23 protein-coding genes and 1 riboswitch are annotated in these 23,918 nt (G+C 35.4%); of the genes, 17 read left to right on the top strand and 6 right to left on the bottom strand.

Annotated elements, in window-relative coordinates:
• Positions 1-26: 26 nt before the first annotated feature.
• The 13 genes from A9G44_RS01200 (at position 27) to thiD (ending at position 12,034) form a co-directional block, all read left to right on the top strand.
• Entirely contained in the window at positions 27-1,469 is a 1,443-nt protein-coding gene (locus A9G44_RS01200; RefSeq protein ID WP_034912242.1) for an LTA synthase family protein, read from the top strand.
• A 9-nt stretch (positions 1,470-1,478) separates the two neighbouring features.
• Positions 1,479-2,102 carry a LysE family translocator gene (locus tag A9G44_RS01195; protein WP_065608926.1) on the top strand — a complete coding sequence of 208 codons (624 nt, stop codon included), beginning with the start codon at positions 1,479-1,481 and terminating at the stop codon, positions 2,100-2,102.
• Between the two features lie 165 nt (positions 2,103-2,267).
• Positions 2,268-3,230: an arabinose-5-phosphate isomerase GutQ gene (gutQ, locus tag A9G44_RS01190; RefSeq protein WP_065608925.1), complete on the top strand. Its 963-nt coding sequence runs from the start codon at positions 2,268-2,270 to the stop codon at positions 3,228-3,230.
• Between the two features lie 185 nt (positions 3,231-3,415).
• Complete coding sequence (aroK, locus tag A9G44_RS01185) at positions 3,416-3,937, top strand: shikimate kinase AroK (protein WP_034912252.1); 522 nt, start codon at positions 3,416-3,418, stop codon at positions 3,935-3,937.
• Between the two features lie 65 nt (positions 3,938-4,002).
• Positions 4,003-4,824, top strand: a complete 822-nt coding sequence (locus A9G44_RS01180) for an SPOR domain-containing protein (protein ID WP_065608924.1) — start codon at positions 4,003-4,005, stop codon at positions 4,822-4,824.
• Positions 4,825-4,872: 48 nt separating this feature from the next.
• Positions 4,873-5,694 (top strand): Dam family site-specific DNA-(adenine-N6)-methyltransferase, encoded by an 822-nt coding sequence (locus A9G44_RS01175; protein ID WP_034912260.1) that lies wholly within the window; start codon positions 4,873-4,875, stop codon positions 5,692-5,694.
• A 36-nt stretch (positions 5,695-5,730) separates the two neighbouring features.
• Complete coding sequence (gene rpe, locus A9G44_RS01170; RefSeq protein WP_034912269.1) at positions 5,731-6,408, top strand: ribulose-phosphate 3-epimerase; 678 nt, start codon at positions 5,731-5,733, stop codon at positions 6,406-6,408.
• Positions 6,401-7,096: a phosphoglycolate phosphatase gene (locus tag A9G44_RS01165; RefSeq protein ID WP_034912273.1), complete on the top strand. Its 696-nt coding sequence runs from the start codon at positions 6,401-6,403 to the stop codon at positions 7,094-7,096. Before rpe ends, A9G44_RS01165 begins: the two co-directional genes overlap by 8 nt.
• 23 nt (positions 7,097-7,119) lie before the next feature.
• Positions 7,120-8,115 carry a tryptophan--tRNA ligase gene (trpS, locus tag A9G44_RS01160; RefSeq protein ID WP_065608923.1) on the top strand — a complete coding sequence of 332 codons (996 nt, stop codon included), beginning with the start codon at positions 7,120-7,122 and terminating at the stop codon, positions 8,113-8,115.
• A gap of 108 nt (positions 8,116-8,223) precedes the next feature.
• Positions 8,224-9,585, top strand: coding sequence for a Trk system potassium transporter TrkA (gene trkA, locus A9G44_RS01155; protein ID WP_065608922.1), 1,362 nt, complete (start codon positions 8,224-8,226; stop codon positions 9,583-9,585).
• Positions 9,586-9,622: 37 nt separating this feature from the next.
• Positions 9,623-9,724, top strand: a riboswitch (TPP riboswitch).
• A gap of 64 nt (positions 9,725-9,788) precedes the next feature.
• Positions 9,789-10,574 (top strand): hydroxyethylthiazole kinase, encoded by a 786-nt coding sequence (gene thiM / locus A9G44_RS01150; RefSeq protein ID WP_065608921.1) that lies wholly within the window; start codon positions 9,789-9,791, stop codon positions 10,572-10,574.
• 12 nt (positions 10,575-10,586) lie between these two features.
• The gene (thiE, locus tag A9G44_RS01145) at positions 10,587-11,228 is read left to right on the top strand and encodes a thiamine phosphate synthase (protein WP_065608920.1); all 642 of its coding nucleotides are present in this window, start codon (positions 10,587-10,589) and stop codon (positions 11,226-11,228) included.
• Positions 11,229-11,239: 11 nt separating this feature from the next.
• Positions 11,240-12,034: a bifunctional hydroxymethylpyrimidine kinase/phosphomethylpyrimidine kinase gene (gene thiD, locus A9G44_RS01140; protein WP_065608919.1), complete on the top strand. Its 795-nt coding sequence runs from the start codon at positions 11,240-11,242 to the stop codon at positions 12,032-12,034.
• Between the two features lie 66 nt (positions 12,035-12,100).
• On the opposite strand, the gene A9G44_RS01135 is transcribed toward thiD, so the two are convergent.
• Together A9G44_RS01135 and A9G44_RS01130 are read right to left on the bottom strand one after the other, a co-directional pair.
• Complete coding sequence (locus A9G44_RS01135; RefSeq protein WP_034912293.1) at positions 12,101-12,559, bottom strand: STY0301 family protein; 459 nt, start codon at positions 12,557-12,559, stop codon at positions 12,101-12,103.
• Positions 12,560-12,738: 179 nt separating this feature from the next.
• Positions 12,739-12,939: a heavy-metal-associated domain-containing protein gene (locus A9G44_RS01130; protein WP_034912296.1), complete on the bottom strand. Its 201-nt coding sequence runs from the start codon at positions 12,937-12,939 to the stop codon at positions 12,739-12,741.
• A gap of 135 nt (positions 12,940-13,074) precedes the next feature.
• On the opposite strand from A9G44_RS01130, the gene A9G44_RS01125 reads away from it, so the two are divergent.
• The 4 genes from A9G44_RS01125 (at position 13,075) to A9G44_RS01110 (ending at position 17,564) form a co-directional block, all read left to right on the top strand.
• The gene (locus A9G44_RS01125) at positions 13,075-14,013 is read left to right on the top strand and encodes a hypothetical protein (protein WP_065608918.1); all 939 of its coding nucleotides are present in this window, start codon (positions 13,075-13,077) and stop codon (positions 14,011-14,013) included.
• A gap of 550 nt (positions 14,014-14,563) precedes the next feature.
• On the top strand, positions 14,564-15,652 hold the full coding sequence (locus A9G44_RS01120) for an RNA ligase RtcB family protein (protein WP_065608917.1): 1,089 nt from the start codon (positions 14,564-14,566) through the stop codon (positions 15,650-15,652).
• Positions 15,652-16,272 carry a peptide chain release factor H gene (prfH, locus tag A9G44_RS01115; RefSeq protein ID WP_065608916.1) on the top strand — a complete coding sequence of 207 codons (621 nt, stop codon included), beginning with the start codon at positions 15,652-15,654 and terminating at the stop codon, positions 16,270-16,272. The genes A9G44_RS01120 and prfH overlap by 1 nt, the downstream gene beginning before the upstream one ends.
• A gap of 260 nt (positions 16,273-16,532) precedes the next feature.
• Positions 16,533-17,564 carry an AI-2E family transporter gene (locus A9G44_RS01110; protein WP_034915586.1) on the top strand — a complete coding sequence of 344 codons (1,032 nt, stop codon included), beginning with the start codon at positions 16,533-16,535 and terminating at the stop codon, positions 17,562-17,564.
• A 326-nt stretch (positions 17,565-17,890) separates the two neighbouring features.
• On the opposite strand, the gene A9G44_RS01105 is transcribed toward A9G44_RS01110, so the two are convergent.
• The 4 genes from A9G44_RS01105 to A9G44_RS01090 form a co-directional block, all read right to left on the bottom strand.
• Entirely contained in the window at positions 17,891-18,151 is a 261-nt protein-coding gene (locus tag A9G44_RS01105; protein WP_065608915.1) for a hypothetical protein, read from the bottom strand.
• Between the two features lie 81 nt (positions 18,152-18,232).
• The gene (locus A9G44_RS01100; RefSeq protein ID WP_065608914.1) at positions 18,233-19,228 is read right to left on the bottom strand and encodes a hypothetical protein; all 996 of its coding nucleotides are present in this window, start codon (positions 19,226-19,228) and stop codon (positions 18,233-18,235) included.
• Between the two features lie 930 nt (positions 19,229-20,158).
• Positions 20,159-21,547 carry a hypothetical protein gene (locus A9G44_RS01095; RefSeq protein ID WP_143426276.1) on the bottom strand — a complete coding sequence of 463 codons (1,389 nt, stop codon included), beginning with the start codon at positions 21,545-21,547 and terminating at the stop codon, positions 20,159-20,161.
• An 801-nt stretch (positions 21,548-22,348) separates the two neighbouring features.
• Positions 22,349-23,918, bottom strand: a 1,570-nt coding sequence (locus A9G44_RS01090; RefSeq protein ID WP_218837499.1) for a hypothetical protein, incomplete at its 5' end; no start/stop codon positions are given.

Below are 23,918 nucleotides of genomic sequence, written 5' to 3'. Positions count from 1 at the left end.
TTGAATATATTGAGTAACAATATCTTATGCCATTATCGACATTAATTGTTTTGCCACTTTTTATTATTACAATTGTTTTTGCCTCGCTCCTTAAACAGAAAAAATGGCAAATGCTAATCATAACTTTACTAACGATCTTTATTGTAATGGAGCTAACTTCTATCTATTTTAGTGGTGGCTTTATTGATTATCAGTTTTATGTAAATTTAAATATTAATGACATAATAGAAGGGCTATTTATTTTTAAATTACAAGCAGTCTTAGTTATCGTTGTCTTTTTTTCCCTTATTTTTTTGCTATCAAAACTCGCAGATTTATGCAAACGTAAATGTCATCTAGTGTTTCGTCTGTTACTAGCCTTTGTGGCAATAGTATCCATCAGTTACCATAATGGTCCATTCAGTCGATTATACGAAATCTATCAAGTTACAAGCGCACCTCGTGAGCCATTTGAGCAGGCGTTACAATCACTTAATATGACTCACTATACCAATAAAGATCAGCTTGTTAGCTATCAAGGTAAAAATATTATTGTTTTATCTTTAGAATCATTTGAACAAGGCTTTTTCGATTTTGAGGATATTACCCCTAATTTACAAAAACTTCGCCAAGATTATACCTTTTTTGCTAATATGCCCATGAGCGCTGGAAGCTCATGGACTACCGCATCAATGTACACTTATATGACCGGTATGCCCTTTCTAATTGGTGGCTACACAACATCACCACTAATGCGCGCAAACAAGACCAATCTAGTTAGCCTAGGCGATATACTTAATCAAGCAGGCTATCAAACCCGTTATGTAATGGCTAGCCCTGATTTTGCTGGTATTGGTCACACAGCAGAACTGTTTGGTATGCAAGTCATTTCTGAAAAAAATTATGTTGGTCAATATCCACCAGCACCTTTTGGGCTGTATGACAAGGACATTTTTGATGTAGCACAAAAACAAATTACTGAAATGCGCAAAACAAAAAAACCTTTTGCTTTGTTTATTTCTACTGTTTCAACTCATGCACCAAATGGTTTTGATGATGAAAGAATGAAATCGGTTATTTCACCAAAATCAGATAATATGTCTTTCGTTGCTGCTTCACTAGATCATAATTTGGGAATTTTTATCCAACATCTAAAAGACGAAGGTGTATTAGAAGATACTGTATTTTATATTTTTCCAGATCATTTAATGATGGGAGCAGGTACACCAACAATCAATCGTCTTTCAGAAAAAGAACGCAAACTTTATTTATTAACAAATGCACATACGCAAGATCTACAAAAAAACACTGAGCAGACTATTTATCAGATTGACTTACCTCGTTTAATTTTAAATGGAGCCCAAGTCAAAACTAACGCTAAATTTTTGACTGACTATTTAACTGAACCTAATTTTGATAAAAAACAGTTTATTGAACAAAATAAATCTAATATCGCAACGCTCAATAATTCGGCACAAATATTTAAATAGGCACGTAAAATGACGTTTGATACATTAATTTTTGTCTCTACAATCAGCTTTCTAGGTATGATCTCACCTGGGCCTGATTTCTTTTTGGTGTTAAAAAATAGCTTAAGCTATAACCGCAAGATGGCATTGCTCACTTGCCTAGGCGTCATCATTGCTATCTTAGTTCATATGAGCTATTGTATTGCGGGCATTGCAGTACTTATCACCACCACTCCACTTCTTTATAACGCCTTACGCTATGCGGGTGCCACTTACTTAATATGGCTTGGCATAAAGGCACTGCTCGCTCAAAAACCGAATACCACCTATATTGGTAAGCCACAACTCACGCAGCCAATTTCAGAAAAATCAGCCTTTATGCAAGGTTTTTTATGTAATTTACTTAATCCTAAAGCAACGTTATTTTTTTTAGCTATCTTTACTCAAGTACTTAATGCTGAATCATCAACATTTGATAAACTCATCGTTGCATTTATTATTTGGATTGAAGGTGTTTTTTGGTGGCCTTTTGTCGTATTTATTTTTCAAAGGCAAAGCGTACAACGACGTTACTTTAAAATTCAATTTATAATTGATAAATTACTAGGAGGCATTTTAATTACACTAGGAATTAAAGTCGCCCTAGGTTTCTAGATTATAAAAAAGTAACTAGTAATTATTAAGGCTAAAATACATACTTTTTTGAATATTTAAACATTAATTGTTAAACTAAAACCTGTTCATCTTTTATAATCGTCTTGTCCTTAATTTCCGATTATAAATGCACTGATAACACATTTTATTCAATAGGCTAATTAAATGGATAAATTATTACAATATGGTCGAGAGCTTCTTGAATTAGAGATACACGAAGCACAAAAATTACCAAATCGACTTGGCAAAGATTTTGTTAACGCATGTCAACTTATTTTAACCACCAAAGGTAAAGTCGTTGTTTCGGGTATTGGAAAATCAGGACATATAGGGAAAAAGGTTGCCGCTTCATTAGCTAGTACAGGAAGTCCTGCTTTTTTTATGCACCCATCGGAAGCCCTGCATGGCGACTTAGGAATGATAACTCAAAACGACGTAGCCATATTAATTTCATACTCAGGTCGAGCTAAGGAATTTAATTTAATTTTACCTATTCTTACCGAAATGCGGGTTCCTGTTATTGCTATTACTGGAGGGTTGGATTCACCACTTGCTAAATCAGCCCAAGCAATTCTTGATATTTCAATTGAAAAAGAAGCTTGTCCTATGGGACTTGCGCCAACATCTAGTTCAACTAATACATTATTAATGGGGGATGCGCTAGCGATTGCAGTAATGCGCGCACGGGGCTTTAAAGAAGAAGATTTTGCGCGATCTCACCCTGCTGGTAGCTTAGGTGCAAAATTACTCAATCATGTCAAAGATGTAATGCGAACAGGTGATCGTGTTCCTAAAATACCACAAACTTCAACTGTATTTGATGCCATGCTAGAATTAAGCCGTACAGGCGTAGGGCTAGTTGCAATCTGCCAAGATAATAATAAAATAGCTGGTGTATTTACCGATGGTGATCTACGTCGCTTATTATTAAAAAATGGTACATTACAAGATAACATTATGGACGTTATGACCAGCCTAGGGCATCGAATTCCTGAAAGTTGGAAGGCTGTTGAAGCACTAAAATTATTTACTGATCATAATATTACTGCCGCTCCGGTTGTTAATAACAACGATGAATTAGTAGGTGTTTTAAACATCCATGATTTGCATCAAGCTGGTATTAGCTAAAAGTATTGGTAAATACCTATTGCCAAAAGGTACTATCTATTGAGATAATTACCGACCTAAATTTTTGTCGTTAGACGGAGATCCAAGAAAAGTTACACAATGATAAAGCGAATGATCATATAAATCAAAGCAAGTTGACATTGTGTTGTATATTTTAACCAAAATTAATAGATGATGAAACAACAATGGCAGAAAAGCGAAATATCTTTCTAATTGGCCCAATGGGGGCAGGAAAAAGCACTATAGGCCGACAAATTGCACAACAGTTAGGCATGGATTTTTTTGACTCAGATCAAGAGATTGAAAAACGTACTGGGGCTGATATTGCATGGATTTTTGACCTAGAAGGAGAAGAGGGATTCCGTGCCAGAGAAGAAAAAGTCATTAACGAATTGACTGAAAAACAAGGCGTCGTTCTTGCAACTGGTGGCGGTTCTGTCTTATCTAAAGAGACTCGCAATAGATTATCCGCTCGTGGAATTGTTGTCTATCTTGAAACAACCATTGAAAAACAGATGGCAAGAACGCAAAAAGACAAACGCCGACCATTATTACAAGGTAGCAACACACCACGTGAGCTTTACGAAGAGCTAGCTGGAGAGCGCGAACCACTTTACGAAGAGATTGCTGATATTACAATTAAAACCGATGAGCAAAGCGCCAAAGGTGTTGCTAATTATATTATTGATAAAATAGAGCAAATTTAAATCGTGTATTTTAGAAATAATAGCTAATCATTAAGTAAAATCTTTTGATAGGTTAAGGAGTAAGTATGCGTGTAGATAAAGATGACCGTTATATATCAGAACAACCCAATAAGGATTCTGCGCATTCATTCAGATTACTTAGTTTTCTTCAAGATCTTCCAAAGAAAAAATTAATTATTTTTGGTTCAGCAATTATTATTCTTTTATTGCTTGGTTTGATTATTTTTAATTCTTCTCGTAAAAAAGAAGGAACACCATTAACTCCACCTGTAGTTAATGGAGTGACTTCAACAGAAGAAAACAATAATACAATCACTGATGAACAAAATAGCGTTGGAATTAGTGAAAATCAACCTAAAAGTACTGAACTGGTGACAGATACATCAAACAGTACATTAAATAAATTTAATACACAACAACAGCAACTTGAATCCTTTTCAGATACAAGTGATGGCTTAAACCTATCAATAGATGACTCAAATGGAGATTCTAAAGCAAATCATCATTCCGCGACAACATCTAACGGTAGGGCTAAAACGAATAAAAACAATACGAAAAAAAATCCCCCTAACTCTGTTAATCGTAAAAATGAAAACAATGATTTAGGGAAAAATATTAAGATAAAAAATGATCATTATGTCATTCAGCTTAGTGCATCTAAATCGCTTGAAGGTCTAAAAAAATTTGTAAAACAAAACAATATAACAGATTACCATATTTATGAAACCAAACATAAATCTGGTTCATTGTTTATTTTAACAAAAGGCAACTATTCATCAGTTGATGAGGCACATAAAGCAATCAAGTCTTTGCCAAATGCACTACAGAAAGACAAACCATGGGTTAAATCTGGTGCAATGATTAATAAAGAAAAAGTAGCAAAATAACCAAGGATATCGTTTATTTATCCGATCAACGACAAATAGGAGTATCCGTTGAAGAAGCAACGAGCCTTTTTAAAATGGGCTGGAGGAAAATATGAGCTTGTGGAGACAATTAAACGGTATCTACCAGAGGGCGATCAGCTAATAGAACCTTTTGTTGGAGCTGGTTCTGTTTTTTTAAATACTAACTATAAAAGTTATATCTTAGCGGATATCAACCATGACTTAATTTCATTATTTACATTATTAAAATCAAGTCCAGATCAATTTATCCGTGACCTTAGATTACTATTTGTTGCTCAAAATAATCACGCAGATGCGTTTTATCAACTGCGTGATGTATTTAATGGAAGTAAAGATCAGTACATCAGATCACTTTTATTTGTCTATTTAAATCGACATTGTTATAACGGCTTATGTCGTTACAACAACAATGGACTATTTAACGTACCATTTGGACGTTATAAGACAATTTATTTTCCTGAAAAAGAACTTTACTTTTTTGCAGAAAAAGCTCAAAGAGCACAATTTATTTGCGCACCTTACCACGAAGTAATGAAAAAAGCGGCAAAAAATTCAGTAATTTATTGTGATCCACCCTATATACCCCCAAATGAATCAGCTGGATTTACGGCTTATTACTCAAATATATTTGGATTTGAAGAGCACAAAAACTTGTCAGAATTAGCTGAAACTATGGCGTATAAAAAAAACATACCCGTGCTTGTGTCTAATCATTATACTGATTACACAATGAACCTTTATAACAATGCAAGCGAACTTTATAGAACAGAAATGAGACGTTCAATTAGCTGTGCTGGTAAAGGAAGAAAAAAAATTGACGAGATTTTAGCATTATACAAAAAGTCTTAGATAGCTAAATATAAGGCGAGTTATTAGAGGTAAGTTATGAAAGAATACATTATTGCTCCATCAATATTATCGGCTGATTTCGCTCGTCTTGGTGAAGATACACAAAAAGTGCTGGATGCAGGAGCTGATGTAATACATTTTGATGTCATGGACAACCATTTTGTACCTAATCTCACAATGGGAGCAATGTTTTGTAAAGCTTTACGAAACTACGGTATTAAAGCCCCTATTGATGTGCATTTGATGGTATCACCTGTTGAAGAGATAATTACCTCATTTGCCAAAGCTGGGGCAACCAATATATCTATCCATCCAGAAGCTACTATCCATTTGGATCGTTCATTACAGTTAATTAAAGATCATGGCTGCACAGCTGGTATTGTATTTAATCCAGCTACACCACTTGATTATTTAGATTATGTCATAGATAAAATTGATATTATTTTATTAATGAGTGTTAACCCAGGTTTTGGAGGTCAATCTTTTATACCTTCAACAATTAAGAAATTACAACAAGCTAAACAGCGCATTATTGAATCTGGACGCAATATTCGTTTAGAAATTGATGGCGGTGTAAAAATTGACAATATTGCCGAAATAGCTAGAGCTGGTGCCGATATGTTTGTTGCTGGTTCAGCTATATTTAGCCAACCCGATTATAAAACAGTTATTGACGCCATGCGTAAAGAATTAGCAGGAGTTGAACATGAATAAACTAGAAAATATTCAAGCAGTAGCTTTTGATTTAGATGGTACATTAGTTGACAGCGTACCAGGACTAGCATTAGCAACACAAAATATGTTAGCAGACTTGAATCTACCTACAATCAGCAACGAACAAGTCAAAAATTTTGTAGGCAATGGTATTGATATTATGCTAGAACGAGTATTCAAAGCAATTGAAGTCGATCCATCAACAGAATTATTTGCCAAAGCTAAAGAGCTATTTAATCAGCACTATGATAAAGTCATCGATGCAGAAACAAAACTATTTCCCAATGTTAAAGAGACCTTAAAAGTACTTCACGATAATAATTATCCACTAGCATTAGTAACCAATAAACCGGCACAATTTTTGCCTGCTCTGCTGACTTCTTTAGGTATAAAAGAGTACTTTTCATTAGTGCTTGGTGGGGGAGATGTGATTAAATTAAAACCACACCCAGCGCCTTTATACCAAGTAATGGCTAAATTTGGATTATTCTGTGATCAGTTACTTTTTGTTGGCGATTCAAAAAATGATATTACTGCAGCCCAAAATGCTAACTGCCCAACTGTTGCATTAAGTTATGGTTATAACTATGGCATATCGATCGCCACTAGCAACCCTGATTTCTTATTTGACGATTTTAAAGATATATTAACATTATTACCTCAGCCAAAAGCTAAGGCAAAAAAATAATTAGCATAGATTAGGAATAAATTATGAGCAAACCGATTGTATTTAGTGGCGCTCAGCCATCAGGAGAACTAACACTTGGTAACTACTTAGGTGCTTTAAAGAATTGGATGGCTCTGCAAGGCGAATATGATTGCATTTATTGTATCGTCAATCAACATGCAATTACCGTACGCCAAGATCCGAACAAATTACGTAAAGCCACATTAGACACACTCGCCCTATATTTAGCTTGTGGTATTGATCCACAAAAAAGTACCATTTTTGTACAATCACAAGTGCCTGCGCATGCAGAACTCGGCTGGGCATTAAACTGTTACACCTATTTTGGTGAACTAAGCCGTATGACTCAATTTAAAGATAAATCATCTCGTCATTCTGAAAACATCAATGTGGGATTGTTTGATTACCCAGTACTGATGGCTGCGGATATTTTGCTCTATCAAGCAAACTTAGTGCCAGTAGGTGACGACCAAAAACAACATCTTGAACTATCACGCGACATTGCTATGCGATTTAATGCACTTTATGGTGATATATTTACTATTCCTGAACCCTTTATTTCGAAAGTGGGAGCTCGCGTCATGTCACTACAAGAACCCACTAAAAAAATGTCTAAATCAGACGAAAATCGCAATAACGTAATTGGTTTACTCGAAAATCCAAAAGATATCGAGAAAAAAATCAAACGTGCAATGACCGATTCAGATGAGCCACCTGTGGTACGTTACGATCTAAAAAATAAAGCTGGTGTTTCAAACCTACTTGACATTTTAACTGGCGTGACAGGTAAGCCTATCAGCGAACTTGAAAAAGAGTTCGAAGGCAAAATGTATGGCCACCTTAAAACCGAAGTAGCAACACAAGTCATTGATATGCTAACTACACTTCAAGCGAAGTATCATCAGTATCGAGATGATGAAAGTTATCTAATTTCAATAATGCAAGAAGGGGCAGAAAAAGCACGCTCAAAAGCCGAACCAACTTTGAAAAAAGTTTATAATGCAATCGGTTTTGTATAATTGAAGAATTAATAACTGATTGTTACTAAAAATAAAACAGTATGCAATGGCTTTAAGATACAAGGAAAATGGGTAACGATTAAAGCCATTTAAATATACAGGTTAGTTATGAAGATTATTATTCTTGGTGCAGGACAAACAGGTAGTGCGCTTGCTGAATATCTTGTCACTGAAAAACAAAACGATGTCACGGTGATTGATGAAAATTATGATAAATTACAATCACTACAAGAACGTTTTGATTTACAGGTGATTTGCGGAAAATCATCTTACCCACAAGTTTTAGAAAGTGCAGGTGCTGAATCAGCTGATATGCTTGTTGCTGTAACTAACTCTGATGAAGTCAACATGATGGCCTGCCAAATTGGGCATGTCATGTTCAATATTCCACAAAAAGTTGCGCGCATTAGAGCACCTGAATACAATAACGAAAACTACCCTCTTTTCAATAAAGATTGTATTAATATCAATCATATCATTGCTCCAGAAAACCTTATCACCAACCATATTAGTCAATTAGTACAATATCCTGGTTCGCTACAATTTGCATCTTTTTACGACAATCGTGTCTGTTTGGTTGCCGTTACCGCTTATTATGGCGGTGCTTTAGTAGGTAGTGAATTATCAGAACTCAAAGAACATTTACCACATGTTGAAGCTCGAGTTGTTGCTATTTACCGTAAAAATCGTTTTATCCGCCCGCTTGGTTCAACACTTATCGAAGCAGGCGATATGGTCTACTTTATAACGCCACCCGTTAATATCAAAGCAGTGACCAGTGAGTTACAACGGTTAGAAAAACCATATAAACGAATAATTATCAGCGGCGGCGGTGGTGTAGCTGTCGCTCTAGCAAAACGTTTAGAAAATGACTATCAAGTCAAATTAATTGAGCGGAATGCCGAACGAGCCGAATTAATTGCCGAGCAACTCGTTAATACAACAGTATTACATGGTGAATCATCGGACCAAGAATTGCTCTCACAAGAACAAGTTGAGCTTACTGATCTATTTATCGCTGTTACCAGTGATGATGAATCCAATATCATGTCTTCTATGTTAGCCAAAAGAATGGGAGCAAAAAAAGTAATTGTACTAATTCAACGCCAAGCCTACCTTGAACTAATTAATGATAGTGTGATTGATATTGCGATTTCTCCACAACACGCCACAATATCTGAGCTATTAAGCCATGTTAGACAAACTGGGGTTGTTAAAGTTGTTTCATTAAGACAAGGGGAATCCGAAATTGTCGAAATTATTGCCAATGGTAATAGTGAAACATCAAGACTGGTTGGCAAAAATATTAATGGCTTAAAACTCCCATCGGGTGCAACCATCGGAGCTGTAGTGCGTGGAGAAGATGTTATTATCGTTAATACTGATTTAACCATTGAAGACAATGATCATCTAATCATCTTCTTACCAGATAGAAAAGCAATTACTGATATTGAAAGATTATTACAATAGCTTGTTAAAAACAGATAATCAGTTCATAATAAAAAATCATTTTGACTCGGGGTGTTTTTTGTCTAAACAAAAAACTGAGATTTCACCCGTTGAACCTGATCTGGATTATACCAGCGTAGGGAAGTCTAAGCCATAAAAGCCTTAAATTGGCAAATTCTTCCCGACATTTATAGAACTAATAAATCAGTAAGAAAGGAAGAAATATGTCAGTAACCAAATCATTCCAAATTACCCAAACCGCTCCTTTTATCAATCATATAAAACAAAAACGCCCACTAGTGCATTGCATTACTAATGATGTAGTCCAAAACTTTACCGCCAATGTGCTACTTGCTATTGGTGCATCTCCTGCAATGGTGATTGCCGAACAAGAAGTTGCTGAATTTGTCAACATTGCCGATAGCTTACTGATTAATATTGGCACTATTCACAGCAACACAGCCCAAAGTATGCTATTAGCGGCCGCCAAGGCACAGCAAACACAAACTCCATGGGTACTCGATCCTGTTGCTGTAGGAGCTGCACTTAATTATCGAACTGAAATTGCACATCAATTATTATCATTTAATCCCACAGTAATACGAGGTAATGCTTCAGAAATATTAGCACTAAATGGTCAAAAATCTTTCTCAAAAGGCCCCGACGGTCAAGACACAACTCAATCAGCTTTAAACGCTGCCCAAGAGTTTGCGCAAAAATATCAAACTATTGTCGCAATGACAGGCGATGTTGACTATATAACTAACGGAAACAGCACATATAGTATAACTGGTGGTGATATTGCTTTAACAAAAGTAACAGGTACAGGATGCTCATTATCTGCAATGGTAGCGGCTTTCATAGCTAATTCGCCTGACCCACTATTAGCCACTGCCTGTGCATGTTTTATGATGAAAAAAGCTGGTGAGCTAGCTAATAAACAACAAGGACTGGGGACTTTCTCGATATCACTATTAGATCAACTCTCAACATTTAATCCATCGCTTTAATAAGGAAACCAGATGAAAAAACAACTGGATTTAACCCTCTATTTAGTCCTTGATCCATTATTATGCGGCGGCATTAATGGCATGGTAAACACCACCAAAATTGCTGTTTCAAATGGTGTGACTGCAATACAGTTAAGATCCGAACGTGAGTTTAGCGGTAAAGATTGGTACTACGCTGCCTTAGCATTGAAAGAAGCATTAAGCGACACCTCTGTTCCACTATTTATAAATGATCATGTAGATATTGCTTTAGCGGTTGATGCCGATGGTGTCCATATTGGACAAAGTGATTTGCCTGTTGATGTAGCTCGACAACTTATCGGCAAAGATAAATGGTTAGGTCTTTCGGTAACTAACCAACAACAACTTAAAGCAGTTCCTTGGCAGCAGGTTAATTATATTGGCATAGGGCCTATCTTCCCAACCATAACCAAAAAAAATGCAACGGTAGCAATAGGAACTGAACAATTAACTGAATTAGTCAAACTAAAACAGTGCCCAGCTGTTGCCATTGGTGGTATTGATGAAAACAATATAACTAATATTATTCAAACGGGCATTGACGGGGTTGCTGTAGTTTCGGCTATTTGTGGCAAAAAAGATATTCAACAAGCAACATTATCGCTTATCAACAAAATCAAACAAGTTAAATAGGAAATACTATCATGACAACAATTGCATTAACCATTGCAGGATCTGATCCTAGCGGTGGTGCAGGTATTCAAGCCGATCTAAAAACTTTTTCTGCACTTGGTGCATATGGTATGTCAGTTATCACTGCCCTAACGGCACAAAGCACGCAAGGGGTTGATGCGGTATTAGCTATATCGCCCGAATTTATTGAAGCCCAATTTAATACACTTTATCAAGATATTCAAATTGATAGCGTAAAAATGGGTATGCTAATGAATAAAGAAATAGTTGCAACCGTTTACCACCTTCTTAAAACAAACCCTATTCCTACTATCGTGTTAGATACTGTAATGGTTGCTAAAGGTGGACATCCCCTTTTAAAGTCTGATGCCGTAACAGCTATTCGTGAGCTTTTATTACCCTTAGCCACAATTATTACTCCCAATCTACCAGAAGCAGCCGCGCTACTTGATTGTGATGAAGCTAAAACCGAAGATGAAATGCAAAAGCAAGGGCATGAATTACTCAAGTTAGGCTGTAAAGCGGTATTAATGAAAGGGGGACATTTGCCTAGCAATGAAAGCCCTGATTATTTGATCACACACAATAATATAATAAGAATGACCTTTCCACGCATCCAAACTAAAAATACTCACGGAACGGGGTGCACATTATCAGCAGCTATTGCAGCATTATTACCTAAAAATAATTTAGAAGAAGCAATCGCCCAAGCAAAAAATTATCTACAAGGCGCAATTAGCCATGCCGATGATTTAAATATAGGGAAAGGAATTGGACCAACGCATCATTTTTACCGCTGGTGGTAATTGTTCAAAATATTAATGGGATTTACGTTACTAACTATTGCATATAACAACAAATCCCATACGCAACTAATGCAGATCTTTTGCTTCACTCGTACTACAACTGAGCGTTCCTCGCTTTCCTTGCTCGTCTTCAAAATAATCAGCCCAACAACTTTTCATTGATAAATCAATTTGTTTTATCAACTCAACTCTAGTTCCATTATAAGAACAACTAACATAATAAGGTTCAACATCTGTCTTATAATTAACTTCCCATATTAACTCATGTTTCTTACCGTCAACCGTTCCTTTTGCTGGTTTTAAAGCCGCCATTCTAGAAGGCTTATCGTAATAAACAATCATACTAAAAAAGGATGCCTCCTTACTATTTATATCATTAGAAACTTCCCACCCATCAGGCATATTTACAACTTCTTCTTTAATATTAAATTTTTGTGGACAATCAATCTGATAAGCATTAACAAAAAAAACTGCACCACACCAAGCCATAATAGCCACAGTAACACTCAATATTTTACCTTTCATAATATATCCTTATAACAATAGCCTATTAATAAACAGATAAAAGCATTCTAGCATTCCCCAAAATATGCCAATACCTTAAACAAAGTTTTATTAGTTCTGTTTTAATTTGAAATTTCAACAAATTAAAATAGAAAAGATGCTTCAAAATAGCCTAGTGCCGTCAAATATAGATGTAGTTATTACACAATCCTAACAAACTCATAACCAGCCTCATTAACAGCAGTAATCGCAGCTTCTTGCGAAATAGAACTATTTTCGATATCAACCTCGTGTTTGGTTAAATCAACGGTCACTTTTGCATTTGGATCAATATCATTAATTGCTTTTGTTATTGCTTTAACACAGTGTTGACAACTCATATTATCGACTATTAATTTCATGAAAACCTCTCTATTTCTAATGCATTTTTAATAAATAACAGGTCTATTTATAACACTAATTTTATTTGATTACATTTAATTTTTTTTACAAACATGATAAAATTCACTCACTTTTTATACTTATAACAAAATATTATGATGAAAAAAATAAAATATTCTTTACTGCTAATTTGCAGTTTAATCCTTGTTGGATGTTCTGAACCTAGCTCTATCGACCGTTGGATTGACAATCCTACTGCTAACGAAATAAAAGTCACTATTGATGGTAAAGAACTAACTATCCCGGCCAAATCAGGTGTTAATTATACATTTGAATACGGCAAACATACTTTATCGTATAATAATGACGACTTCAATTTTGTCGTAAAACCGGCTCAATTTGGAGAATTAGGTCTTATTAACCCAACACAAAGTAACTATTATTTATACACTGTCATCTATTCAACGTCTGAGTTGAATGATGAACAATACGAAAAGATCTTAAGAGAAAACAGAGAAATAAATAACATCCCAGCCATTATTGATGGTAAAGAGCAAGAAATAGAAATGCCAGCAAAATTAATCAATGATGTATTTATTGAATACAGCCAATATCGTTGGGATTATTCTTATGATCAACCTTTCCCAGAAGAAATAACCCAAGACCTAAGATTAAAGAAAAACCAATCTTATCAACAACGTTTTAGAAAATTATATCGTGAAAGCGACTTTATTGAATTCTTAAAAGAAGATGAACAAGAAGACATTAGCTTCCCTTACAACCCTAAAAAGTTCAGCGAGATAAGCCAATATGTTATTCCTAAGATTGACTTAAATAACATAAAATGCGAAGCCGGTCGCCAATATATGGAAGGCCTGTTAAATGATTGGAATCATCTTATGACATTAAAAGGTAGTGATTTTACAAAACCATACGACAATTTGGCATCAAATGATGCAATGGCTAAAAGCTATGGTGCAGAAGACAAATGTACAGAAGAAAACGATCCTGAGAAAACTTATAGAAAAGAATTGAGGCAATTCGTTGATGCTCTCAGAAATACTCGCGATGTTAACTTTTATGTAATTAAATAGCATTGCCTTAGTCATTTCCAAAAATAAAAAAGAGGTTGTTAAACAGCCTCTTTTAACAGGAAAAGATAATTTCAAATGGATTTTATGCACCAACAAACGAACAAGCTGTTTTCCCATTTTTATTTCAAGAAAAGTACTAAAATTTTTATTCTACTATTTACATCTTGCAAAAAGATAATTATGATACGCGCCATTATTAACCGCAAAGGAGAATTGATTATGATTTATTTAACTAACCTTTGCAGGCTTATCGCAAAATAATTAAGTAATTACCTATCCAACCTTTTACTTCAATTCATTCTGCTAACTTTAGCCTGCCGATTAACTTATACCCAATGATTAAAGACAACTTTATATTAATAAAGTAATGTTTGAAAAGAATAAATTTATTGTGATCTAATCACTATTAAAGAGTTAGGTGTTAAGTAAAATTTTAAGTAAGCTTTCACCTTCAACATATCTTTCTTGCATATGATTTTTTCAAAACAATAGTCTTTATACATCCTCAGGGTAAACCAAAAACAATAATACTTATTAAATGGATTGATATATGGACAATTCTATACAGATATTATCTGACAAAGCATCATATATAGCCTCAAAAAATACATGGATCGAAGGTTTAGCTATTGAGCAATTACTAACAACTGCAAATTTACCCAGTATGGTTAAAGTAGTTGGAATGCCAGATCTTCATCCAGGAAAAGGCTATCCTATTGGGGCGGCTTATTTAAGTCGTGAAATCATTTATCCTGCTTTAATTGGCAGCGATATTGGTTGTGGTATGGGATTTTGGCAAACAGAAATTAATATTGCTAAACTAAGCGTAGGTAAACTAGAACGGCAAATCGGCAATATTGATCAACCAGATATACGGCACAAATATAATCTTGGCACAATTGGCGGTGGTAACCATTTTGCTGAATTACAAAAGGTTAGTAAGATTTTTGATGAACAGTTATTTAATCATTATCAACTTAATGCTAAAAAATTATTTTTATTAGTACATAGTGGTTCAAGAGGATTAGGACATCAAATTTTACAAAATCAAATATCATGCTTTGGTTATCAAGGTTTGCCTGAAAATAGTCCAGAAGCATTAAACTATCTAACTAAACACGACAACGCCGTGGCGTTTGCAACATTAAATCGCCAAACTGTTGCTGAAAGATTAATGAAAAATCTGAATACACAAGGGACAGAAGTGTTAAATGTGTGCCATAACTTTCTGGAAAAAGTAACGTTTTCGAAACAAAACTATTGGTTACATCGTAAAGGAGCCTCTTCAGCTACGGATGAACTAGTGATTGTGCCAGGATCGCGAGGGGATTATAGCTATTTAGTCAAACCAATAAAGAGTGAAGACCTACTTATGTCATTAGCTCACGGCGCAGGGCGTAAATGGCGACGAACCGATTGTAAAGGTAAGTTAGATAATCGTTATTCAATGCAAGAGTTAAAAAGAACTAAATTAGGTACTCGCATAATTTGTGAAGATAGTCGCTTAATTTATGAAGAAGCCCCACAAGCATATAAATCAATCGATAGTGTGATTGAGTCTATGCAACAAGTCAATATTGTTAAAGTCATTGCACAGCTTACGCCAATATTGAACTATAAAACACAAGGAGGTCATTAATGGCATTACTCTTTTTTTCATCTGCCAGAGGACCTGCCGAGTGCACTTTAGCTGTTTCCAAAGCAGTAACAAAATTCTTAGATGAGGCAAGACAATTATCGGTAACAACCGAAATTGTCGAAAACGTATTGGGTGATAACCCCAATACTTTTCGATCAGTCCTTATTTCGGTTGAAGGTTTACAAAGTGAACAATTAATTCAACGTTGGCTTGGAACCATACAATGGATTTGTCAAAGTCCGTATCGACCGACGCATAAACGTAAGAATTGGTTTATCGGTATTACTTGCCTAAAAAATCCCTCGCAAATAGTGGATAGTAGCATTGAATTTACGACTATGAAATCATCAGGTGCAGGTGGCCAGCATGTCAATAAAACCGAATCAGCAGTAAGAGCAACACATCTTGCGACGGGGATTAGTGTTAAAGTACAAACAGAACGAAGTCAACATGCCAATAAACGGTTAGCTAAATTATTACTAGCCCATAAACTTGCCGAATACGAAGCAAATACACATCAACAACATAAGACCACGCGCCAACAATTTCATTACTCGGTGCCAAGAGGTAATAGTAGTTTAGTATTTTACGGTGAAAAATTCAGCGAAAAAAGACACTAACCATGTTACTAATATAATAGTTTTATTATTTATATGAATAATAAAACTTTATTTACCAACACTATAAATAAAAAGCATTTAAAACATTAATATACACTTCATGTTACATAGTAATAAATAATTAAACATAATTTATATGGAATATTGATACTTTATAAATCCCAAATATATCAAAATTCTATTTTTATCATTATAATTACCTTTCACCCTATATGCTCACTTAATATATTGCATTAATTATTAAAGGAAATAAATCAATAATGTTACTTAATAGCAATCAAAAATTAGGCATATTTTGTCTTACACTGTTTTCGGTTAGTTTCATTATCTTAATGCAAGTGCATTTAATGCCTGCAGTAATTGCAGGCTTATTAACCTATACGTTAACACAAAAATTAGATGATTTTTTATCACAAAAAATGCTACGTTTTAGCCATAGGTCAAAATTAATTTCGGTATTGGTACTTACAACTTTAATTATTGGCATTTTTATTGGTGGCTTTTGGTATTTATTTGCTTGGTTTGTTGATATGGCCAAGCATCCAACCGAAACATTAACAAATTTGAAATTACTGGTCAACAATGTAATCAGCAGTCTACCAACAAGTATTACCCATTATTTACCTGATGATCTAGATGAAGTTAAATCAACTATAATGACTTACCTTAAAGATCATGTGTTTTATCTACAATCTATTATTAAAAAAGTGTTTCATGATCTAATTATATTAATTGTAGGAATGATCATTGGATTAATTCTGGGTTATAAAGAAAATCAACGCAACGCTGATCATAATCAAATTACACAAAGGCCATTGACTAAAGCCTTGAAAACTAGCCTAAACCGATTAGTAGTGGTTTTCCAATATGTAGCTATCTCTCAAGTTGTGATTGCATTATTTAATACCGTAATGACGGCGATTTTACTATTTATTATTCTGCCCGTGTTTGGTATTCATTTACCATTTAGTAAAAGTTTAGTGCTGGCAACATTTATTTTTGGTCTAATTCCAATTATTGGAAACCTGATTGTCAATACAATAATCTTTTTTGTCGCATTTACCGTATCATTTTCTGTTTCAATAATAATTATTGTTTATTTAATTTTAATCCATAAAATGGAATATGTACTTAATGCTAAAATTGTCGGAACAAAAATCCATGCTGGTATCTGTGAATTACTAATTGCGATGCTATTTTTAGAAACTCTTTTTGGTGTCATTGGTTTAATTTTTGCGCCTATTTTTTATGCGTTTATAAAATTATCACTAAAAGAATTACGAATTATTTAAATCTATTCAAATTAAGATTTGTATAAATTGATAGTTATCTGATTGTTATAAAATAGATTTTCATAGTAAAAAATAAGTTAATTTATTAGCACATAGTCAAAACTTTAAAATCACCAAAATTGTTCAGATAAACCATTAATTTTATTGAAGCTTATGTTTAATGTTTTTAAATAAATCAAACATTTATAGACTGACTATTTTTTATTACACCGATTTTGGATTAAAAAAAGCGCTTTTGTTATTTAATAACCGCTGCTTAATAACAAAAGCGCACATACGTTGTCTGCTTCAGCCCCTCTGCAACTCAAAAATGGAGAGATAAACAGCTAAGGTGTGCGTCGTCCTTGCCACACATGCCAAGGTCGCCACCCGCCATGTGTACTGCTAAGAAACCATTTTTCATCCAAACAAGGGATACTGGTCAAATAAGCAGAACCTACAAAACCCGCATCGGGGATAAAGAATGTGTCTATCATTCCCCACTCTGTGAAAAATCCTGCTCCTATTCGTCGTTGATAATGATTACCACTTGATGATGGTGTAGCGCCGACAGAGCCTTTACACCAATCGCCTTCCCATATACCCAAACAGACTGAGTTCGTTAGATCCTTTACTTACGGCACTCAATAGCCTAAGTATCTACACCACGTTTCTGTATTAGATTAGTATTAAGGATAAACGCAAATACCACCATTAGAACTAGGAACCCAATCTGATTTTAGATTTTTAACAGTACCACTGCCCGATTCTACGAAGAAATCGCTATCGCTAGTCCAATAGTTACCACGGCGGGAAAAGCCTGCACTATCGTACATAGTCAAGGTTCCCCATTCCGTTATGAGTCCTGATCCTATATTGCGTAGTACATCATTACGGCGTGACTGTGGTGAAGCGCCGTCTATTCCATTTCTACAAGGAAAATTGTCGTATCTGGGGTTACCTACGCCGCATTTCGCATTGGTCAGATCTTTTACTCTTGGCATACGATAACCTATCGCATTACACCATGCGGTTTGCTCAGATTGGTTACCCATTTTATCACCACGATGGACAAACCACTGCTTCAATATAAAACTATACTTTAATACCTCACCAGATCTATTTCTACCCACTAATTCAAATGTTTGCGGCAAATGTGGCTTACGAACTGGACTTGGATTATTGGAGTTTCTTTGAGCATGATTTGCTGATGGACCTGTTAAAATAACGCGTATAAATGTACTTTTTTTAAAAATAGTTCTTGTACTACAGGAAGGCATAAAACTTTCCAGAGTACTGCAAACCTCATAAAACCAAGACTCATTCCTTGGTATACTTGTCACTGTGGCAGTAATTCCTTCATGTGTATCAGAATCCCATATTAAATCATTTACATTTCCCTCTAAAACTAAATCAAAAAATAACCCATCAGCACCAGTGGTAGGAAAATTAAAAGCATATAAAGGATGTAGTTGAGCAAAAAATCCTTTATTGTAAACAAATTCAGGTGTCGTGGGTTCAGGTTGAATATCGTTAATACCTTCATTATAAAGATAGTAAGGGGAAAGGGTAGGGGTCGCAAATAAGATAACTGGATCAGCAGGTAGCATTATTGCATCACTACGATGACTATTTACACGACCACTTTTACTAGTTAATGCCTGTAAATTCCATGAAGATGACAATAATAACAGCCCCAACACCAATAAGCTTTTTTGGAACAATTTCGATAATACGTTGAGAGATAATTTGGAAGATATAAATGAGCTTCGTGTAAAAACTTGTCGAATAGGATTATTTGATAAATTTAAGACATAGGTTTGCCAGTGCTTGTGCCTTGTGCCTTGTGCCTAAAATGGTACTGCATTTCGTTTCACCTGTCAAGTAATATTTTGTTTTATTTGAATTTTTATAATTATTTGCTTATTTAATAAGCTTGTTTTCCTACAGCGATAAAAGTATAACCATTTAAAAAATAGTTGGCTAGTTTTTTGGCGGACTTTTTTGTAAAGAAATGTAAAGATGAAAACGGTTCAGCTTTAGAGATAGGTGAATTTTATAATTAAAATAGGGTATTAGCTTTAGGACTTTTTGATTTTTGCGGAATAATTAATATTGCTGATAACATCTAAAACACAAACACACCCAACAGCCCATAACCTTACTTTGTTATCGGCATGCTTTGATGCTGTGATAAGGCAAGCATATTAATATTGTGGTGCTATAAGTGTGTTTTTTACTTTAAAATCGTTCAGGTAGACCATTGATTTTATTTAAGTTTTTGTTTGAATTCTTAAATAAAATAAAACAATTATAGGCTAGTTATTTTTTTATTACATTGAATTTGGCTTTTTAATAAAAGCGCTTTTGTTATTTGATAATAGTTATTTAATAATAACTTGTTAATAACAGTCAGTTAATAACAAAAGCGCAAGCTTTTAGGTCGTATCGGTCGGGGTGCTATTTTGATTTTCTGCCATTAAAGCGCAAGGCTCGCAGGCCTTGCCTGCTCAGCGCCCCCCACTTACGCGGGGGCTTTATTCTTTGTTATATTATCCTCTCAAGCACCGTAACCCCCTTCCGCGCCCTAAGGATTAAGAACTAAACGCTAAAAGCTAAGGTGCGGTGCAAAGGCCATAGCGGGAGTCGCTGGCACTGGGGCCGTGGACGTAGCCGCCGTACGAGTAGACAGAGAACTGGTCGCTACCTGTTGCGTCGCTCGTCAAGTAGACGACGTTGACGAAGCCCGCACCAGTGTAGTAGGCCAGGGAGCCCCACTCCGTGAAAAATCCTGCTCCTATGTTACGCTGGTAATGATTACCTGATGAGCTAGGTGTGGCGCCTAAATTATTATAGTTTGAATTGGTTAAATCTCTTACCCTCGGCATGCGATAACCCAAACCATTACACCATGCTAACTGTTCACTATAAAAGCCCCCGTACATCGTCCGATTGACGAACCACTGCCTTAATACAAATCCATAACGAACCTCATTACCACTTCTATCCCTACCAACCAACTCAAATGTCTGCGGCAAAGATGGCACGGTAATTTGACTAGGACTGGGATTGTCCCACTGGCTTCTTGCCTCTGGACCATGCAACGTTACCCGTGTTACATATTTTGATTTATCGGTAATCCATATATCACCTTGGTTCGGCGGCAACCTCCAACTCACTGTTGCATTTAGACTACCACTCGTGTTAACTGTCCAACTCAATTGGCTTGCATCTACCCCAACTATATCCAAATCAAAATACAATCCATCTGCACCTGTAGTAGGAAAATTTCTGTCGTAAGATGATGAGTTTGTAAATACATCTAAAAAACCCTTAGTAGGACTCCATATGTTAGCAGGACCAGCGAAGCTTGGGTCGTCCCAATCATAAATACCTACTGTGCCACCATAAAACAAATTCGGCCTGACCGAACAAATAACCGGCGCTGATGGCGGAGTGATATAATACTCCGCTGTTCCTCCACTAAACGTACTACTATTCGGCATGCCATAACGAGTCTCTAAAGTTCCCCCTGAACTATCTAAGGTTACCTTATAAGGTGCTTTACATAGACTTAATGCATCACTACGATTAACGGTATTGCCATCTTTATCTTTTATTACTAACGATATACTTCCTGATGCGGTGACTTCACCTGCTCGCTGTCCATCCCCATCATCGTCTCTCCATTTACCTTGTGTCACTAAGTCATTTATATCTATTGAGTCGCTTGATGACGGAACTATCATTTCAATATCAGCCAAAGTATCCCCTACATTAGATAACTCGATTGGCGCTGTCGGTGATGAAGGATTATTTTGCGGTGTGAATGTTCGACCGTCTGATAACTTAATACCTAATAATTCCCTTATTTCAGTCACTTTAGTAACACCGCCATCAATAGTTAAATAAGGCACAGTACCATGAATGCGCTCAGAAGTCGTGGCCGATAAAGCCTGCGATTCTAAAGAGTACGGCAATAACAACAACGGCGCTAATGCCAATGGGATTTTTAAAGATAGTTTTGTGGATAATTTCGAAAATATAAATAAGTTTCGAGTAAAAACTTGTCGAATAGGATTATTTGATAAACTTAAGACATAGGTTTGCCAGTGCTTGTGCCTTGTGCCTTGTGCCTAAAATGGTACTGCATTTTGTTCCACCTGTCAAGTAATATTTTGTTTTATTTCGATTTTTTATAATTATTCGCTTATTTAATAAGCTTACCTTTCTAAAGCGATGAAAGTATAACCATTTATAAAATAGTTGGCTAGTTTTTTGGCGGACTTTTTTGTAAAGAAATGTAAAGATGAAAACGATTGGCTTTAGAGATAGGTGAATTTTATAATTAAAATAGGGTATTAGCTTTAGCGCTTTTTGATTTTTGCGGAATAATTAATATTGCTGATAACATCTAAAACACAAACACACCCAACAGCCCTGTTTGACGTGCTAGCTTTATTTCGTTATCGGTATATTTTGATGCTGTGATAAGGCAGACTGATTAGCATTGTGGTGCTATAAGTGTGTTTTTTACTTTAAAATCGTTCAGGTAGACTATTGATTTTATTTAAGTTTTTATTTGCATTTCTAAATAAAATCAAACATTTATAGGCTAGTTTTTTATTACGTTGAATTTGGCTTTTTAATAAAAGCGCTTTTGTTATTTGATAATAGTGGTTTAATAACCGTTGTTTAATAAAAAAGCTCAAGGCAAAAAGCCCTTGCCTGCTCAGCGCCCCAACTTACGCGGGGGCTTTATTCTTGGTTATATTACCTCTATTTACACCATAAACGCTTGTGCCCTATTCATATTCATAAGGTGTGGTGCAAATAACAGGAAATTGGAACATATACTGACCATCAGCAATAAGACCAGCAATAAAATCTTTACCCATACCCATAAAATCCATAACCATGCCTTCAGCCGTAACCGAATAGAAGTCACTCGTCCATAAATATTGCAAGGTGGAGGGGTTTTCGCCATAATCGCTCACAACACCCCATTCAGTAAAAAATCCAGCACCAATTTGTCGTTGATAAAAATTACCTGCTGAAGAAGGTTTAGCACCATCTGCATCGCATGGAAACGGCATCATCGGCCACGAAATACCACATTTAGCATTGGTTAAATCGCTTATCCGTGACATTTTATAACCCAAACTATCACACCATGTTGATTGTTTTACAAAACCAAACATATGATAATAGTCCAAACCACGACTAACGAACCACTGCTTTAACACAAATCCATACTTCACCTCATTACCAAGGCTATCTGTTCCCACCAACTCAAATGTCTGTGGTAAAGATGGAACTTTCAGTCGGCTAGGAGAATCTGAATCTATCTGACTAGGACTTGCACTAGGACCATTTAATGTTACCCGCGTAACATAATAATCTTCCTGATATCTCTCAGGAATCCAAATATCACTGTCACTTAATTGGATTGGTTTCCTCCAACTCACTGTTGCTTTTATATCCCCTTTCGTCTCAACATGCCAAGTCAACTGACTTGCATCTCCACCTTCAATACCTAAATCAAAATATAAGCCATCTAAACCCGTAGTTGGAAAATTAAGTCCATAATCGGATGAATTAGTTGCCTGAACAAAAAAACCCTTATTAGGATCCCATATGTTAGGTGGACCTGCGAAGTCCATCCCCCTACCATCAGTAATACTACCAAATCTTAGATTCGGCCTTACGTACCGCACAAAGTAACAACTGCCAGATGAATTCGGTTTGATGTAATATAGCACTGTACTATCACCAAAAATACTTTTATTCGGCACTCCATACTGAGTTGTTAAACTACCTTCTGTGCTACTTAATATTATCTTATAAGGCGCTTTACAAATATCTAATGTATCGCTACGATTAACAGCATTACCATCTTTGTCAGTAAAATAAACCGACAAACTTCCCGTTGCCGTAACTTTGTCACCACCATCGCCATCATCATCTCCCCAATTACCTCGAGTAATTAAATCATTTAAATTAATTGAATTTGTCCCCTGTGGCACCGCCATGTGTATATCATTAAAAGCACTTCCATTAATTAAGGTTATTGGATTTGTCGGACTCGATAAATTAGTTGATGGTCTGATGATACTACCATCAGGCAACTCAATAGCTAATAACGTGTCAGTCGTTGTTGCTTTTATTCGTCCTCCTTCAAACGTAAAGTACGGCGCACTACCATGAATGACCTTAGATGTACTTACCATTAATGCCTGTAAGCTAAATGAATATGGTAATAGCGACATCAATAGCAAAGACAACTGAATTGGAAATTTGGGGATAAATTTTAATCGTGAAACAAATACAAATAAATCGACAGATTTATTTGATAAAATAAAAATTTTTAAGAAT

This window comes from Gilliamella sp. Occ4-3, assembly GCF_001690675.1.
Taxonomy (GTDB): Bacteria; Pseudomonadota; Gammaproteobacteria; order Enterobacterales; family Orbaceae; genus Gilliamella; species Gilliamella bombi.
This window is presented reverse-complemented; position numbering and strand designations above follow the sequence as displayed.

Bases quoted from the DNA above. Each gene is read 5' to 3' on its own strand.
- aroK (WP_034912252.1), top strand. From the start codon at position 3,416: ATGGCAGAAAAGCGAAATATCTTTCTAATTGGCCCAATGGGGGCAGGA.
- A9G44_RS01125 (WP_065608918.1), top strand. From the start codon at position 13,075: ATGATGAAAAAAATAAAATATTCTTTACTGCTAATTTGCAGTTTAATC.
- prfH (WP_065608916.1), top strand. From the start codon at position 15,652: ATGGCATTACTCTTTTTTTCATCTGCCAGAGGACCTGCCGAGTGCACT.
- A9G44_RS01135 (WP_034912293.1), bottom strand. From the start codon at position 12,559: ATGAAAGGTAAAATATTGAGTGTTACTGTGGCTATTATGGCTTGGTGT.
- gutQ (WP_065608925.1), top strand. From the start codon at position 2,268: ATGGATAAATTATTACAATATGGTCGAGAGCTTCTTGAATTAGAGATA.
- A9G44_RS01165 (WP_034912273.1), top strand. From the start codon at position 6,401: ATGAATAAACTAGAAAATATTCAAGCAGTAGCTTTTGATTTAGATGGT.
- trkA (WP_065608922.1), top strand. From the start codon at position 8,224: ATGAAGATTATTATTCTTGGTGCAGGACAAACAGGTAGTGCGCTTGCT.
- A9G44_RS01195 (WP_065608926.1), top strand. From the start codon at position 1,479: ATGACGTTTGATACATTAATTTTTGTCTCTACAATCAGCTTTCTAGGT.
- A9G44_RS01110 (WP_034915586.1), top strand. From the start codon at position 16,533: ATGTTACTTAATAGCAATCAAAAATTAGGCATATTTTGTCTTACACTG.
- A9G44_RS01180 (WP_065608924.1), top strand. From the start codon at position 4,003: ATGCGTGTAGATAAAGATGACCGTTATATATCAGAACAACCCAATAAG.
- thiD (WP_065608919.1), top strand. From the start codon at position 11,240: ATGACAACAATTGCATTAACCATTGCAGGATCTGATCCTAGCGGTGGT.
- thiM (WP_065608921.1), top strand. From the start codon at position 9,789: ATGTCAGTAACCAAATCATTCCAAATTACCCAAACCGCTCCTTTTATC.
- rpe (WP_034912269.1), top strand. From the start codon at position 5,731: ATGAAAGAATACATTATTGCTCCATCAATATTATCGGCTGATTTCGCT.
- A9G44_RS01120 (WP_065608917.1), top strand. From the start codon at position 14,564: ATGGACAATTCTATACAGATATTATCTGACAAAGCATCATATATAGCC.
- A9G44_RS01200 (WP_034912242.1), top strand. From the start codon at position 27: ATGCCATTATCGACATTAATTGTTTTGCCACTTTTTATTATTACAATT.
- trpS (WP_065608923.1), top strand. From the start codon at position 7,120: ATGAGCAAACCGATTGTATTTAGTGGCGCTCAGCCATCAGGAGAACTA.
- thiE (WP_065608920.1), top strand. From the start codon at position 10,587: ATGAAAAAACAACTGGATTTAACCCTCTATTTAGTCCTTGATCCATTA.
- A9G44_RS01130 (WP_034912296.1), bottom strand. From the start codon at position 12,939: ATGAAATTAATAGTCGATAATATGAGTTGTCAACACTGTGTTAAAGCA.